We start from the raw sequence: 15,870 nt of genomic DNA, 5'->3' as shown, positions 1-15,870 counted from the left end.
TTTCTGCTTGTGACGCTAGTTCATACAATTAACATTTGATTCTGATAAATAAAAATAAATACGATTGCGCTCACAGCACACCATTTTATCAAATCGTAGGATAGCCTCTTCTTGTTGCTAACTTTGGAATCATTATGAAACGCACACTCTTAACCCTTTCTTTGACGGCTATCCTTTCTAGTTCTTTTTACTCGACGCCAAGCATTGCTGCATTAGATGCGGTTCAACCACAGATTAATTACACAGAAATGACTTCTCAGCGTCAGGTTGTCGATCAACTACTTAATGATGCTTACCAGGTATTTAAAAACCCATCACGTATCTCTCATGCTGGTTTTACGGCTAAAATGCCAAGCAACATGGAGATGATCACAAGCAACTTACTTGATGCTTATAAACTTGAACCTTATCGCGTTGATTTATTATTTTCTGCCGCGAATGCTCAGATTTATAACAGCAATGTAGACAGAGCAATTGAGTTATTCACTCAAATTTTAGATGTAGCTCCTGATGACGTAGATGCTCATTCATATCTTGTAATTTGGCAAAATTTTAAAGGTAACAAAAGCGAAGTAACCAAACATTTAAATGCTCTAGAACAGCTAAATAAAGGACGTGTTGCTGATTTGAAAAAAATCATGTCGACCATTGATAGAATCGTTGATACGCCATTAAGTAATACAATCAAAAAACCAGCTAAAGGTAATAATGCAATCATCACCCTAGGGTATGCTTTAAACCCAGATGGCAGCATGAACGACATCTTAATTGATCGATTAAATGCAACGCTAACGATGGCGAAGAAGAATCCAAACACTTACATCGTAGTTACTGGTGGTGTACCTAAAAACCACAAGACCGAGGGTAAGTTAATGGCTGATTGGTTGGTAAAAAATGGAATAGATAAATCTCGTATTATTGAAGACAACTACGCCAGAAGTACGGTAGAAAACGCATTATACAGCAGCTACGCATTAGCTCGTCATGATATTGACCACGCTACAATTATTAGTTCGGCAAGCCATGTTCGCCGTGGACAAGCATTATTTGAAGTGGCCAGCTGGCAGACTGGCCCTAAAGGGATCACGTTTGATACGTATGCCGCTAACGATCGTCCATTAGAAGAATTGAAAGTCCCGACAGGCGGTGAGCTATTAGGCATTTACCGTGATGCATTACGTGTTTATGGTATGTGGAGTTACCGCTCGTATCCTTTAGAGCAAAGATAATTTGATTTACTTTCTACCAAATAAATAAACAAAAGGTGACCGAACTATATGGTCACCTTTTTAGTTCATAAAGGAATTAATTCAACGCTTTTGCTATTACCATATCACGGTTAATTCGTGCTTTTTCAGCTTCTGTTGTTGCCGTTTTAAGCTCTTTTTCAAGCTTACTTAGATAAGTAGTTAATTCTTCTTCTGTTGAAAAGAGCTTATCTTTCACATTAATAGACTCAACATTGGTATAACGACCATCATCACTGGTTGGGACATTAATTTTTCCACTGTTTACTAAGCCTTTTATTATTTCACGTTCTTTTTCATAACCATCAAGACCACTTAGTGCCCAACGACTCATTGGTTTACCTTCATATTTACCATGTTTTACTTCACTTAAATATCGGATAGTTAGATTACGAATTGTCCCTTCATCTTCACCAAATTCTTCCTCCGTATCAAATAGAACAGGGAAAGTTCGCCCTTCAAGCACACCACCAATTTTGGTTAAATGTCCCATTCGATAACTATTCATCCCTATACGAATTGCCGTGGTGTCCGTGATGACTTTGCCATCATCAAACTCAAGATTAGAGATACGTTGACCTGCAGGTTTCGTCAGATCGATGGTATAAGTTACCCCAGCAAAGAAGTCATTAGTTGAATATTTTGACGAACGGCGATCAAGATTGAAGCTATAAGTCACATCCCCTTCTTTTACGCTATTAAAGTAGCCCGCAGACCACTCCATGTAAGTTTTAAGCTCTTTACCCGTCATATCATAAACAGTGATTTCACCGCCTGCGTATTGATAATTATAAGCAATGTCTTTAGCTTTGATTTTACCTACATCGAGCTCTGCCATGTCGTTATCAATTTGCAGAGCAATCACGTTTGCTAATGGTGCGTAATGCATACTCGCTTCTTGGAAAAGAGCACTGATCCCCGTATCTTGAATATGAACTTGTGGTATGCCTTTAATTTCATTCTCTGGTACTAAATCAACACCCAGTAGTTCAGCCACCACACGATTTGCATTTTCACGTAGACGCTTATGATAAGGTGCATATAACGCTTCCATCTTCTCGTCTGACTCAACACCTTTTATCTTATAGGTGAAGCTATCTTTATTAACGAGAGTAAACTGTCCATTCTTCTCTTCAAATTGTAAGTCGATACGAGAAAGTGCACGTCCATATTTGTCTGGTTCGGTAATAATCACACCATTCACTGTCGCTTTATCAATGCGGGTATGCATATGACCTGCAACAATCGCGTCAATTTCTGGGTTATCATTCGCAATGTCAGTAACCCCTGTGGCTTCAATGTTATTCTCATTATCAAGGCCCATATGAGCAACTAATACAATCGCATCCACTTTATCGTCTATCTGTTTGATGACTTTTTTCACTTCTAGGGATGGATTAGTAAACGTCATTCCTTCTAAGCGATTTGTACCTTCGGCAAATACTTGAGTCATTGGTGTATCCATACCAATCATGCCGATTTTGATGCCATTTTTTTCAATGATTTTGTAGGCAGGTAAAAATGGATTTCCATCTTCTCGTTTGATATTTCCTGCTAATGATGTGCCTTTAAACTGAGTCAAAGAGCGATTAAGTACATCTAAACCAAAATCAAATTCATGATTACCAAGAACCCAAATATCATACTTCATTTCATTAAAGCCGAGCATCATTGGATCAGTAGGTTCATCTTTAAAGGTTTCAACAAAATTACCCTGTATAGTATCGCCTGCATCCACCAAGATGACATGATCTTGTTCATCTCGAATGGTTTTTACTTTGGTGGCAATCTGACTCAAGCTGCCTTTCATATTGAGTTTATCGCTCGCATAATCCCAAGGCATGAAATGTCCATGAATGTCTGATGTACCAAGAATAGTAACATCAACGATATCGCCATCTGCCGCAGCAGCATAACCACTTAGTGAAAGTAAAATTGCAGAAGCCAGAATGTGTTTTTTCATAATTATCATTATCTTATTTGTAGGGAAATTACGAAGCATAAAGAGAATGTCCATTTTATAAATAAGATGCGATCACATTTCTATGTAACAATATTTTTCGATTACAAAATTTATGATGGGCGACACATCATCAACAAAAAAGCCGCCAAATTAAATCAGGCGGCTTTCATCGTATTAAACAATTTATATTCAGGTGAGTTATCTAATTCTCAATCAACCACACTTCTTCAGCAAATCGTGATAGTCCTTTTTTAATTTTAGGATGCTCAGCATCTGCTTCATCACGTTGTAAACGAGTAACTGTCATACCAGAAAATAGTGTACGAACTTCGTTTTCTGGCACAGAGAATGGAGGCCCTGCCATTTCAGTTTGGTCATAATCTAATGTCACCAATAAAATGCGTCCGCCCTCTTTTAAACGAGAACGTAATACTTGTACGTACTCTGCTCGCATCTCTTTAGGTAGCGCGACTAATGCTGCACGATCATAAATCAGATCAGTGGCTTCAATTGGTGCGGTAAAATAATCACCAGAATAAATAGTTAACTCATCAAACTCATATAACTCAAGGGTGCTAGTTAATGCAGTAACTGTCGGCGTATATAAGCGCTCAGCAAAAAAAGCACGAACGGCTATTTTACTTAGCTCAACACCCGTTACTGAGTCATGTTTTTCAGCAAGCCAATCGAGATCCATCGACTTACCACATAAAGGAACAAATACCGTCTCATTACGTTGCGGCTTTAAAGCTGACCAATATTGAGTCAAGATTGGGTTTGTATCAGGTAGGTGAAAACCAATTACATTACTTGCCCACTTACTTTCCCAGAATTCATGTTCCATTTACTTTTCCTTCCACTCACTTTTTATTATTTAGAAATGGTACCTCATCCCCCTATTCTGTTCTACAAATACTCAATTTATCCCCTTATTGCTTTAACCATAACCAAAAAATCAATATATATTCCATTTGGTTATATATGATAACTTTTATCACTTATCTTACCGACAGCCTTACCGTTATTATGCCTTTAAATACAAAGGGCTTGTTTCAAATAGACACATAACGAGCGCACTAAATAAACAGGAAAAGCAGTATGTCATTAGCCGTTATCATCAATTTGATCGTCTTTATCGGTCTTATCTTCTTTCTTAATACCCAACAGCGCAAAGAATATACGCTGTCTCGCCTTGTTCTTATCGGCTTAATTGCTGGTAGTCTTTATGGTTTAGGTCTTCATGTAATTCATGGCGAAGGCACTACTGTAATCAAGACAACACTTGATTGGATCAATATTGTGGGTAGCGGTTATGTTGGATTACTAAAAATGGTTATCATGCCATTAGTGTTAGTCTCGATGTTTTCAGCAGTAGTAAAACTCGATAAATCAGGCTCTTTAGGAAAAATTAGTGGCGTTACTATAAGTGTACTGCTAATAACAACAATGATCTCTGCACTAATTGGTATTGCTGTGACTCACACCTTTGGCTTAACAGCAGAAGGCCTAACTGAAGGCGCGCGTGAAACGGCTCGTGTTGCAGTATTAGAATCTCGTATTAGCAGTGTTAGCGACCTAACTATTCCTCAAATGTTAGTCAGCTTTATTCCTACTAACCCGTTTGCTGATTTAACAGGCGCTCGCTCAACCTCTATTATTGCGGTAGTAATCTTCGCTATTCTTGCTGGTATCGCGGCTCGTAAAGTAAGCCAAGAGAAAGAAGAGTTAGCAGGTCCAATTAATACTTTTGTTGATATTGCACAATCAATTGTAATGCGTTTAGTTAAGATGATCATGGCTTTAACCCCTTACGGTATCTTAGCGCTATTAACTAAAGTTGTTGCTACATCCAATGCAGCCGATATTTTAAATCTACTTGGTTTCATTGTTGCTTCTTATGTCGCAATTCTTCTGATGTTTGTGGTTCACGGTTTATTGGTTTCATTTGTTGGTGTAAACCCTGTTGATTACTTCAAGAAAATTTGGCCTGTATTAACGTTTGCATTCAGCTCTCGTAGCTCTGCTGCAACAATCCCATTAAATGTTGAAGCCCAAATTACTAAGCTACGCGTTCCACCGGCAATTGCGAATTTATCTGCAACATTTGGGGCAACGATTGGTCAAAATGGGTGTGCTGGTATCTATCCTGCAATGCTAGCGGTAATGGTTGCTCCAACAATGGGGATCCCAATTGATGCTCACTTTATTCTATCTTTAGTTGCCATTATCACAGTAAGTTCATTTGGTATTGCAGGTGTCGGCGGCGGCGCAACATTCGCAGCATTAATCGTTCTTCCTGCAATGGGATTGCCTGTAACAATTGCAGCTCTACTTATTTCAATCGAACCGTTGATCGATATGGCACGTACAGCACTAAACGTAAGTGGCGCAATGACAGCGGGGACAATTACAAGTCGAGTGCTTGGTGAAAAAAGCACTGATGAACAAGTAGAAAGTGCACAAGTATAATTTTCTATCATGTAATTAACTGCTTATAAAACAAAGAGGAAGTCATTTGGCTTCCTCTTTTGATTCATAAAACTGACATACCTCTGTAACCTTTCCGTCATTCATTCCATTTACTATTTAACACATCATTTCTTGTTCTATTTGTGTAGATTATAGATGAAACCCTCTCTTAAATCACCCATTTCATTACTTCAGGTTTTTACCCTGTTATTAACCAGTATTGTGATCTGTTTTATCGGTATCTCTTTACTTAGTAGCCGAGGTATTAATCAGGTCGGTCAACAATTTACTCAGCTCAGCCAAACCACACTTCCCTCTGCTTTATCAAATGCAAAGCTAACGAAGAACGTTCTTCAGCAAGTCAAATTGATGAATGATGGATTACACGTTAATAATGAGCATGATCTGGTTCAAATCCAAAATACTATTGCGCAATATCAGCAACAGGCAAATAAAGAAATAGAGAGTTTAGAACACAAAGTATCACAACAAGATGCCATAATTACCCTACCTCAGACTCGTCAACTAAAACAATTTATCCATCAGTTAAATATTCAATCATCACGTATCTTATCGATTCAAAAAAACATACTCTCTCTTTCTTCAATCATAAAAGAAAAGCAGCCTTCTTTACGTTATGGCTTGAGTTCCATAGGACCTGAAATGAACCGGATCAGTGCATTTCTCATCACTAATAATAGTGAAGCTGACGATGCTTCAAACCGCTTTGTCTCTAGTTCAATGGCATTAGAAACGACATTTCTAACACTGATGGCTGAAAGTGATCCCTCCACTGCAAAAAAATGGTATCGAGAAATATATAACCGAATTTCAGCATTAGAATTAGCTTATGATGACTTATCTGCACTTTACCCTGAGCTTACAAGCTATATGAGCTTAAGTGCGCCATTAGATATGGTCATGAGTGAAATTAAACATGATGATTCAATTCCTAATTTACAATTAACGACTCTCTCGCTATTACAAGAACAACAAACTTTAATTTTAGCAGCATTAAATGGCCTAACGGTAATTGATAATAATAATCAACGGTTAACCCAGCTCAATGAAGCACTAAGTCAAAACGTAATCGCAATGGATACGTTAGATTCACAAGTAGAGAAAATACAATCAATGGTAGGCGTTATTGCAAGTCTAGCTGAGAATACTAATTTACTCGCCTTAAATGCGGCGATTGAAGCAGCAAGAGCTGGAGAGCAAGGTCGAGGATTCGCAGTAGTTGCTGACGAAGTACGCCAATTAGCTGGCAGTACCTCAAAACAAACACAGCACATACGTGAAACCATGAACGCATTATTAAAAGCAGCGAATGAAACTAAAGCATCCATTTCATTTAGCCAAACAGAAATGGCGTTAGCATTAGAATCTAGCTTAGATGTCAGTGCTACTTTTAAATTAATATCAGAAACCGTTACTCATATCAGCGATCGTATTTCACAAGTATCAGTAGCTACCGAAGAACAAGCTCAAGCAGCTTCTGAGGTAAATAGTAATATCAATAGCATTAATCAATACGGTGTAAAAATTGAATTACAACTCAATGCTTTTGTTGAATCAACCGAAGAGGTTGCAGGAATCGCCTCTCAACAAAAAGAGTTAATTGCTAGATATCATTTATAATGAGCACACCTGAAAAATAGATTAGAAAAACTAATCTTAAAAAACAATTTAACTTGCTAGAAATAATAAAAGAATTATCTATAATGCGCGCCATACAGAGACGAAGTTCCTCGTCTTAATTATCAAATTAAAAGGTGACGCTGCTATGGCTAAAAAAATCATAACTAAAATCGCAACTGCTTATCAGCGTTCATTTGTTGAACTATACAAACGTGATAATAAATAGGTTCGATTGAATCAAACGAAAAAAAGGAGCTAATCAGCTCCTTTTTTAATGTCTTAATCTTATAACTTATTAAGGTTTATAAGATTTTCAATGCTAACTGAGCAAGGTTATAAGCATCAACATAACCTGAATGCTGCCTTCCTTCCCATTCAATATTAAGCTCTTCCATTGCTTTTCGCTGACCCATTCGTTCATTTCTCTTACGTGATTTAATTCGATAAATCGTCGCTAAGTTAATGAATTCAACAAATGGAAACTCAATGCCTTTAGCTTCACATTCTGATTTTAAGATCAATTCGTCATGACCCCAAGCCGCATAGATTTTATTTGTGCCACCAAAGTTTTTAACCATAGACTTCAATACACCAGCTAATGGTCGGCCTTGCTTTTCAATCTTACGTGGCGTAATACCCGTTAACTCTACACAGAAAAGAGAAATCTCATCATGTTCTGGTTTCACATAATATTGAGCGCGTCTAACTACTTCGCCCTTAGTTAAATCTATTTCTGCTAACCCAACTTCAATGATCTCCCCTGTTGTACCTTTGCCATCGACATTCCAACAGCACATTTCTAAATCAAAACAGACGATACGATTAAAGTTCATGGAGATCCTTGGTACTCAAATAAAACGGGAGTGCTATTCTACCTAATCAAAGAGGAGAGCGCGATACTATAAAATTTAACTGCTGAAAAATTATTCGGCAATCGTGACTTGATTTCGCCCCATCGCTTTGCTTTTATACAAGGCTTGGTCTGTTGCTTTTAATAGCTCTTCCAATGTTTCTCCCTTCCAAACAGATGCACCAAGGCTGATTGTTTGATTAATTTCAAAACCATCAAATTGGGTCGGTGATTCAGCAACAAGTACATGTATTTCATTTGAAATTTTGGTTAATTCTTCTATGTTTTTATTTTTAATCACAATAGAAAACTCATCACCACCAAGACGAGAAATATGAGCAGAATCTCCCAACATATCTGTAACTAATTGGCTAATGTGGCACAAAACTTCATCACCTTCAGGGTGCCCATAAGAATCATTAATTTGCTTAAATTCATCAATATCAAAACACACCAATCCAAAGGGCGTGTTTTCTGCAATATAACGATTCATAACATCTCGTATTGCTCTTCGATTTAGTAAGCCAGAGAGATCATCATGCATCGCCATATAATGTAATTCTTTGGTTCTTATTTCTAATAAATTCTCAATACGACGCCTATCGCGTGTAACTATTGAAGTTAATGTCGCGATTAATGCAGAAATTGTAAATACACCGAAGAACATCCAAATTAAAGTAAGTCTTTGATATTCAGTTAATGTATTATTCGTTTTATATTCAACTTTCCAAATTCGATCTTCAATATTGATGCTTGTCGTATAATCAATACCGTTAAAATCATCCCACGTTGTACTCTCGTACATAACAGGATCATCTTCTGTATCAAATCCAGTATCAATAATTCGAACAACAAGTTCTTCACCTAGCGATGTTGTATCGACTAAACGTTCAAAGTAACTGGTAATTCTTATTACCCCGACCATGACGCCTTTCAATGATTTCTTATCGGCAGTAAATACGGGATGATAAACTAACATTCCTGTTTTTTGGCTATTTCGATCGATGAGACTGTCTTGTAATAAACGGACTTTATCAGAAACGCTTGGATGACCTGTTTTCAGAAACTCACTAACAACCCGTTGAAAACGCTCTCTTGAAGAATAAAAACCAATAAGTGGGATATTTTTAGAATCTCTAGGGAAGATATCAGTAGCTATGTAAATTGGCTCATTTTTAGACATCACATAACCGTAGGTTTTAGCTCGGTCTTCCGGAACAGTATAAAGCTTAGCAAGAGGATAGTTTTTATTAATATCAATTAAGTGGTTTTTAATGTCTCTCTTTTCAACCTTTTCCATCCATTGAAGAGAAACCAAACTGTTCGTTCTTAAAAGCAATGAACCTGCAAATAGTGGAAATTGAGCCCAATCTTTTTTATTACTCACTTGATAGAAATTTGCACCTGCACCAATAAAGTCGACATCTTTTTCTATCAATAAAGAAAGTAAGGCTGATTGTCTATCTGCTTCTTTATAAAAGTTCTTTTGATTGTTATCTAGATCAGATAGATAAACAAATCTCATACTTAATAAACCTAGAGATAGGGCCAGCAAAAAACTGGTTATTACATAAAAGTAATTACTCTTAAACACTCTCTTCCCCACCGGTTGATAACTGTTTAATTCTAATCAAATTTTAAAACTAACGAAACTAAAAGACAGTAATTTCTTTTTATTGCTTAAATTTAATCAATTCTGTTTAAAATACCATCATTTGGTCTCTATTCATTAACTTGAATCCCCTTCTTTTTATCTCTTATGCCTTGAATATGCTACTATTCACCACAATTTAGTTAAAAACGTTTGGTGCATTGCACCCAAAAATATAGAGAATGAATTATGAATTTTGACGTAAATGCTATTCCTTCTACCTTCGACTTAGGTCACATTGTCCTATTCGGAACTTCTGCTTTATTCGTATTACTTTACGCGATGAAAAAAGGCAAAACGGTTGAAGTCGAAAAGATTGTTGAAATTGAAAAAGTAGTTGAAGTAGAAAAACCAGTTGAGAAGATTGTAGAAATCGAAAAAGTGGTTGAAGTAGAAAAGATCATCGAGAAAATTATTGAAGTAGAGCCAAAAGTAAAAGCAACAACGCCAGAATCAGCTTTACAATTATTATCTCTTTTACAAAAAGAAGCACGCTTCATCGACTTTATGCAAGAAGACCTTAAAGGCTTTGCTGATGCTGAAGTTGGCGCAGCTGCTCGCGTTATCCATGAAGGTGGTCAAAAAGTATTATCTGAATACTTCACACTTGCACCAGTTCGTACTGAAGAAGAAGAATCTCGCTTATCAATCCCTGCTGGCTTTAATCCATCAGAAATTCGCTTAACAGGTAATGTGGTAGGTGAAGCACCATTTAACGGTACATTAATTCACCGTGGTTGGAAAGTAGCAGAAGTTAAGCTTCCTAAATTAGCTGATGGGTACGATGCAACAATTGTTGCTCCAGCAGAGGTAGAACTGTAATGGAACAAGCTAAATTCAGTATTGGTATCGATTTAGGTACAACTCACTGTGTGCTTTCTTATGTTGATTTACATAACGAAGACGCGAGTGTTCAAGTAATGCCAATTCCTCAGCTAACGGCTCTTGGCCAAGTTGAAGAAAAATCACAACTGCCATCATTTATGTATCAAGCACATGAAGCAGAATTGCTTGAAGGTGATACAAGTCTTCCTTGGACAACTAAGCCAAATGCGATTGTGGGTAACATTGCTCGTAATCTTGGTAGCAAAACCCCTATTCGTTTAATCGCTAGTGCAAAAAGCTGGTTATGTCACGGTGGCGTAAACCGTCGTGAAGCTTTTTTACCATTAAATAGTCCTGAAGAAGTGATCAAAGCATCACCTCTTGAAGTGACTAAGCGTTATTTAGAGCACCTTCAAAATGCGTGGGATTTTCAAAACCCTGAGCATCCTCTAAATGAACAAGACATTACGATTACCGTCCCTGCATCGTTTGATCCAGCAGCGCGTGATTTAACAGCAGAAGCTGCAAATAATCTTGGTTTCCGTAATCTTACATTATTAGAAGAACCACAAGCTGCAGTTTATAGTTGGATTAAAAACAACGGCGACTCTTGGCGTGACCAAGTTTCTGTTGGTGATGTAATTTTAGTGGTTGATATTGGTGGTGGTACTACCGATTTATCATTAGTTGCAGTGACTGAAGAAGAAGGCAATTTAAGCCTAAACCGTGTTGCGGTAGGTGATCATATTCTTCTTGGTGGCGACAATATGGATTTAGCTCTGGCTTATCGATTAAAGATGAAGCTAGCGCAAGAAGGTAAGCAACTTCAACCTTGGCAAATCCAAGTGATGACTCATGCTTGCCGTGATGCTAAAGAGGCGCTTCTTAACGATTCTGAATTACGTGCAGTTCCAATTGTGGTTCCTAGCCGTGGGTCAAAATTGTTAGGTAGCACACTGCAAACAGAACTGACTCAAGAAGAAGTACAGCAAACATTAGTAGAAGGTTTCTTCCCTGTTGTTCCTGTTACTGAGCACCCTGTTCAATCTGCTCGTGGCGCACTGACTCAAATGGGTCTACCTTACGCACAAGATGCGGCGGTAACTCGCCATCTAGCTAGCTTCTTAACTCGTCAACAAGCCGCGACAGATGATGTATTTGGCCAACAAAACGAATCTGATTTTATTAAGCCTACTGCGATCCTTTTAAACGGTGGCGTTCTAAAATCAAACCTTCTTGCTGAACGTTTACTTGGCATTATTAATGACTGGTTAATTGACGCAGAAGCAGAAGATGCAAAACTGCTTGAAGGGTTAGACCTTGACTTAGCTGTTGCTTCTGGCGCGTCTTACTACGGTTCTGTTCGCACAGGTAAAGGCGTTCGTATCCGTGGTGGTATCGCATCAAGCTATTACGTAGGTATCGAAAGCTCTATGCCTGCGATCCCAGGAATGGAACCACCAATGGAAGCGCTATGTGTTGCTCCATTTGGTATGGAAGAAGGCTCTCATGCGGATGTTCCTAGCCAACAGTTTGGCTTGGTAATTGGCCAACCAGTACAGTTTAAGTTCTACGGTTCTACCACTCGTCGTGATGACCAAGCAGGTACACACCTTGATTTCTGGATGCCAGAAGAGCTAGAAGAACTTCCTGCAATTCAAGTAACACTTCCGGTTACTGAAGGTCGCTCTGCAGGTGAAGTTGTTCCTGTTCGTTTAGCCTCTAAAGTCACTGAACTTGGTACTCTTTATCTTGAAGCCATTGCTACCGATAGCGGTGAGAAATGGCATGTCGAGTTCAATGTTCGTGAAGCATAATTTGAACATTATTCTTCGCTAATCACTTCTTTAAGAGTTCAGTCACCGTTATGGCGGCTGAACTCTTTTACTATGTGCCTTTGTATTTTTAGGCTGTTGCCTTCTATTTTACAGCGATTCTTTCACAACAATATTAAAATCACGTTGGAGTTTTGATGAGTTATTCTAATCGTTATTTAATTGGTATCGATCTTGGTACTACCCATACCGTTGTTGCTTATACCGATATATCTCTTGGTATTGAAATCAGCCCAATAGAGATCTTCAATATTGACCAGTTAATTGGACCGGGAGAAGTCGCTCGTAAGCCCCTACTTCCTTCGTTTCGTTATCATGCATCTCAAAGTCAGATCAGTGACAATGATTTAACCCTGCCTTGGAATGTAAAAAAAATTGATGGTGAGATAAAGAACGCAATCATTGGCGAATGGGCGCGTGAATTGGGATCAAAAGTCGAAGGTCGCCAAGTCGTCAGTGCTAAGAGTTGGTTATCTCACACTAAAGTCGATCGCACCTCAGATATTCTCCCTTGGGCAGGCGCAGAAGATGTAGAAAAAGTCTCTCCGATTGTTGCTAGTGCAAGTTATTTGAACCACGTTCGTCAGTCTTGGAATTACCACCATCCAGACGCTCCAATGGAACTACAAGAAGTGGTTGTTACTGTTCCTGCTTCGTTTGATGAGAGTGCTCGTTCATTTACTATCCAAGCGGCAAAGCTAGCAGGTCTTGATAAAGTCATTCTATTAGAAGAACCACAAGCAGTTTGTTATGACTGGTATCACCATCATCAAGACACTGCAAAAGACATTCTAAAGAACATACCATTAATGGTGGTATGCGATGTAGGTGGCGGCACTACCGATTTAAGTTTAATCCAAGCGCGTTTTAATAAAGACGAATTGGCACTTGATCGTATTGGCGTTGGTGATCACCTAATGTTAGGTGGCGACAACATTGATTTAGCATTAGCACATTTAGCTGAGCAACGCTTAAATAGCGGGAAAAAAATGACCGCTGCTGCACTGACTAAATTAATCCAACAGACTCGTAAAACCAAAGAGCGTTTGTTATCCGCTAATGCGCCTGAGTCAGGTCATATTACACTTCTTGGTTCTGGCTCAAAACTTCTAGGTGGTAGCCGTAAAGTTGAATTAACCAAACAAGAAGTACATGACATTGCATTAGAGGGATTTTTACCTTTAACGGATTTTGAAGATCGCCCAAATCAACGACAAGCAGCCGTGGTTGAATTTGGTTTACCTTATGCTTCAGACCCTGCTATCAGTAAACACCTTGCTCAATTTTTAGATAATCACAAAGAAGTCTCAGCCAAAGCATTAGGTTGGAATGAAGCAGATTTAGCTAATCATCAGGATCGAGCAATACCTGTCGGCTTATTATTAAATGGCGGAGTATTTAACAGCCCTCTCCTTGCTGAACGTTCACTTGAATTAATGAACAGTTGGAAAGGTGACACTGTAACTCAACTATCAAATCCTCATCCTGATTTAGCGGTTGCTTACGGTGCGGTTGCTTATGGTAAAGCACGCCATGGTGCACAATTAAAAATTGGCGGTGGCTCTGCTCGCTCATTCTATCTACAGTTAGAAGAAAAAAATAAACAACCACAAGGTTTATGTTTATTGGCAAAAGGCAGCGACGAAGGTGAAGAAATTCGTATGACGAGCCGCCGTTTTTCGTTAACTTTAGGTGAGCCCGTTCGATTCAACTTACTCTCAACGACAAAAGACCAACTTGCTACCTCAGGCATGATCACTGAATTAGCCGATCCAAGCTTTGTTAGCTTACCGCCTTATGTCGTAACACTTGAATCAAGCAAAGCGAAAGAAGAATTACACGCCAATCAAAAAGATCGTGTAGAAGTCACCTTAGCGTGTCAATTCACTGAAGTCGGTACAATTAAGATTGAATGTGTTTCCGTTAAAGACGATTCACAGCGTTGGTTAGTGGAATTTGAAGTCCGTAATCAAGCATCAAATAAAAATGCTAATCTTGCAGAACAAATCAGTTTACCTCCTCGTCTTCCTAATGCGATTGAAAACATTAAAGAGGCATACGGCGGTAGTAAGCAAAATCCTAATGCCATTAAAGCCTTCTCTAAAAATATCGAGAAATTAATTGGTAAACGAGATTCATGGGATTTAATTACCTCTCGTGAGTTAGCCGCTGCATTATTAGACAGTAAAAAACGTCGCCGCCGTTCAGAAAAGCACGAACAAAACTGGTTAAAAATGACCGGTTTTGCACTGAGACCAGGCTTTGGTTACCCTGCTGACGAATGGAAAATTAGCCAAGCATGGGAAACCTATCAGCAAAGTATTCAGTTTGAATCAAAGCAATCTTGGAATGATTGGTGGACATTCTGGCGTCGCATCTCAGGTGGTTTAAGCCAAGAGCAACAAGAAACCATTTTGGCAGATATTGCTAAATACTTGCATCCAGGTTCTTTACGTAACCCTAAAACACTAGAAGAAGCGACAAACAAAAGCTATGAAGCAATGGTTCGCTTAGCAGCTGCTTTAGAGCATTTAGATGTCGAAGACAAAACTCTGATCTCAACGTGGGTACTAGGTCATGCAAAAAATGGTAACCAAGCACAAGTTCACTGGTGGGCTTTAGGGCGTATTTGTTCTCGCTCCCCTTTCTATGGCAGCCAGCATAATCTAATACCAGCAACCCAAGTGGCTCAATGGTTACCAACACTATTAGAACAAGATTGGAAAGCACAGCCAATGGCAGGTTTTGCTGCTGTCATGATGGCTCGCCTTACTGGAGATAGAACCTTAGACGTCTCCGATGAGTTACGAGAAAGCATTATAGATAAATTAAAGAAAAATCGTTCTCCACAAAGTTGGATTGATCTTGTATCAAGTCAGCAAGCATTAACAGAAGCAGACTCAAAACGACTCTTTGGAGATGCACTACCAGCAGGACTACGTTTGTTGAATTAACATCATAGATGGTTAATTTTCAACCATTTTTGTCAGAGGTTCGCAAACATAAAAAAATTGCCTTCAAAAAATATTTGAATTGGGTATACTAAATTCATCACAATTTGAAGGTAATTTTAATGATCCATATCGTTATTTTAGCGGTTATGGTGTTACTTTATTTTGTTGGTTGGTCTCGCTTCGGCACTCGAGAGTTACGCAATGCAGCCAAAAGGTTCAGTGAATTAATTCCTGCTCCTCAAGAGCTAGTTATTGAATGGATTATGTATAACAAACAGATATTGGATATCAATGAGTTTCAACGTTTTATCATCCATTTAAATAGAGCAAGCACTGAAGACTTAAAACCAGAGTTAGATAGTTTTTCACACTACCTTGAAATACACGCTCCCGAGTACGTAATTTCAAGAACTCATTCTTAGCGCTATCACTCAC

General features: G+C 38.5%; 10 protein-coding genes and 1 pseudogene. 7 read left to right on the top strand and 4 right to left on the bottom strand.

Features of this window, described 5'->3' with window-relative positions; translation table 11 throughout:
* Positions 1-134 precede the first annotated feature (134 nt).
* A complete protein-coding gene (locus BTO23_RS03915) occupies positions 135-1,229 on the top strand; it encodes a YdcF family protein (RefSeq protein WP_105062988.1) in 1,095 nt (364 codons plus the stop codon).
* A gap of 76 nt (positions 1,230-1,305) precedes the next feature.
* Here BTO23_RS03915 and BTO23_RS03910 read toward each other — a convergent pair whose 3' ends face one another.
* Together BTO23_RS03910 and BTO23_RS03905 are read right to left on the bottom strand one after the other, a co-directional pair.
* Positions 1,306-3,210, bottom strand: coding sequence for a bifunctional metallophosphatase/5'-nucleotidase (locus tag BTO23_RS03910; RefSeq protein ID WP_105063510.1), 1,905 nt, complete (start codon positions 3,208-3,210; stop codon positions 1,306-1,308).
* Between the two features lie 202 nt (positions 3,211-3,412).
* Complete coding sequence (locus BTO23_RS03905; protein ID WP_105062987.1) at positions 3,413-4,054, bottom strand: thiopurine S-methyltransferase; 642 nt, start codon at positions 4,052-4,054, stop codon at positions 3,413-3,415.
* A 254-nt stretch (positions 4,055-4,308) separates the two neighbouring features.
* On the opposite strand from BTO23_RS03905, the gene BTO23_RS03900 reads away from it, so the two are divergent.
* Positions 4,309-5,679: an L-cystine transporter gene (locus BTO23_RS03900; protein WP_105062986.1), complete on the top strand. Its 1,371-nt coding sequence runs from the start codon at positions 4,309-4,311 to the stop codon at positions 5,677-5,679.
* Positions 5,680-6,795: 1,116 nt separating this feature from the next.
* A pseudogene (locus BTO23_RS21645) lies at positions 6,796-7,320 on the top strand (methyl-accepting chemotaxis protein); the annotation flags it as partial.
* Between the two features lie 302 nt (positions 7,321-7,622).
* On the opposite strand, the gene BTO23_RS03890 reads toward BTO23_RS21645, so the two are convergent.
* Complete coding sequence (locus BTO23_RS03890) at positions 7,623-8,153, bottom strand: 3'-5' exonuclease (RefSeq protein ID WP_105062984.1); 531 nt, start codon at positions 8,151-8,153, stop codon at positions 7,623-7,625.
* 90 nt (positions 8,154-8,243) lie between these two features.
* The gene (locus tag BTO23_RS03885; RefSeq protein WP_105062983.1) at positions 8,244-9,695 is read right to left on the bottom strand and encodes a sensor domain-containing diguanylate cyclase; all 1,452 of its coding nucleotides are present in this window, start codon (positions 9,693-9,695) and stop codon (positions 8,244-8,246) included.
* Positions 9,696-10,010: 315 nt separating this feature from the next.
* On the opposite strand from BTO23_RS03885, the gene BTO23_RS03880 reads away from it, so the two are divergent.
* The 4 genes from BTO23_RS03880 to BTO23_RS03865 all read left to right on the top strand — a co-directional run bounded on the left by BTO23_RS03880 (position 10,011) and on the right by BTO23_RS03865 (position 15,857).
* Positions 10,011-10,643, top strand: coding sequence for a DUF2760 domain-containing protein (locus BTO23_RS03880; RefSeq protein ID WP_060991233.1), 633 nt, complete (start codon positions 10,011-10,013; stop codon positions 10,641-10,643).
* Positions 10,643-12,463 (top strand): Hsp70 family protein, encoded by a 1,821-nt coding sequence (locus tag BTO23_RS03875; protein ID WP_105062982.1) that lies wholly within the window; start codon positions 10,643-10,645, stop codon positions 12,461-12,463. Before BTO23_RS03880 ends, BTO23_RS03875 begins: the two co-directional genes overlap by 1 nt.
* A gap of 155 nt (positions 12,464-12,618) precedes the next feature.
* The gene (locus tag BTO23_RS03870; protein WP_105062981.1) at positions 12,619-15,435 is read left to right on the top strand and encodes an Hsp70 family protein; all 2,817 of its coding nucleotides are present in this window, start codon (positions 12,619-12,621) and stop codon (positions 15,433-15,435) included.
* Positions 15,436-15,554: 119 nt separating this feature from the next.
* Entirely contained in the window at positions 15,555-15,857 is a 303-nt protein-coding gene (locus BTO23_RS03865; protein WP_060991236.1) for a hypothetical protein, read from the top strand.
* Positions 15,858-15,870 lie beyond the last annotated feature (13 nt).

Origin of the sequence: Aliivibrio sifiae (assembly GCF_002954715.1) — a bacterium.
GTDB classification, from domain to species: domain Bacteria; phylum Pseudomonadota; class Gammaproteobacteria; order Enterobacterales; family Vibrionaceae; genus Aliivibrio; species Aliivibrio sifiae.
This window is presented reverse-complemented; position numbering and strand designations above follow the sequence as displayed.

Excerpts from the sequence above, each read along its gene's own strand:
- BTO23_RS03900 (WP_105062986.1), top strand. The coding sequence starts at position 4,309 with ATGTCATTAGCCGTTATCATCAATTTGATCGTCTTTATCGGTCTTATC.
- BTO23_RS03905 (WP_105062987.1), bottom strand. The coding sequence starts at position 4,054 with ATGGAACATGAATTCTGGGAAAGTAAGTGGGCAAGTAATGTAATTGGT.
- BTO23_RS03865 (WP_060991236.1), top strand. The coding sequence starts at position 15,555 with ATGATCCATATCGTTATTTTAGCGGTTATGGTGTTACTTTATTTTGTT.
- BTO23_RS03885 (WP_105062983.1), bottom strand. The coding sequence starts at position 9,695 with ATGAGATTTGTTTATCTATCTGATCTAGATAACAATCAAAAGAACTTT.
- BTO23_RS03910 (WP_105063510.1), bottom strand. The coding sequence starts at position 3,210 with ATGAAAAAACACATTCTGGCTTCTGCAATTTTACTTTCACTAAGTGGT.
- BTO23_RS03890 (WP_105062984.1), bottom strand. The coding sequence starts at position 8,153 with ATGAACTTTAATCGTATCGTCTGTTTTGATTTAGAAATGTGCTGTTGG.
- BTO23_RS03880 (WP_060991233.1), top strand. The coding sequence starts at position 10,011 with ATGAATTTTGACGTAAATGCTATTCCTTCTACCTTCGACTTAGGTCAC.
- BTO23_RS03875 (WP_105062982.1), top strand. The coding sequence starts at position 10,643 with ATGGAACAAGCTAAATTCAGTATTGGTATCGATTTAGGTACAACTCAC.
- BTO23_RS03915 (WP_105062988.1), top strand. The coding sequence starts at position 135 with ATGAAACGCACACTCTTAACCCTTTCTTTGACGGCTATCCTTTCTAGT.
- BTO23_RS03870 (WP_105062981.1), top strand. The coding sequence starts at position 12,619 with ATGAGTTATTCTAATCGTTATTTAATTGGTATCGATCTTGGTACTACC.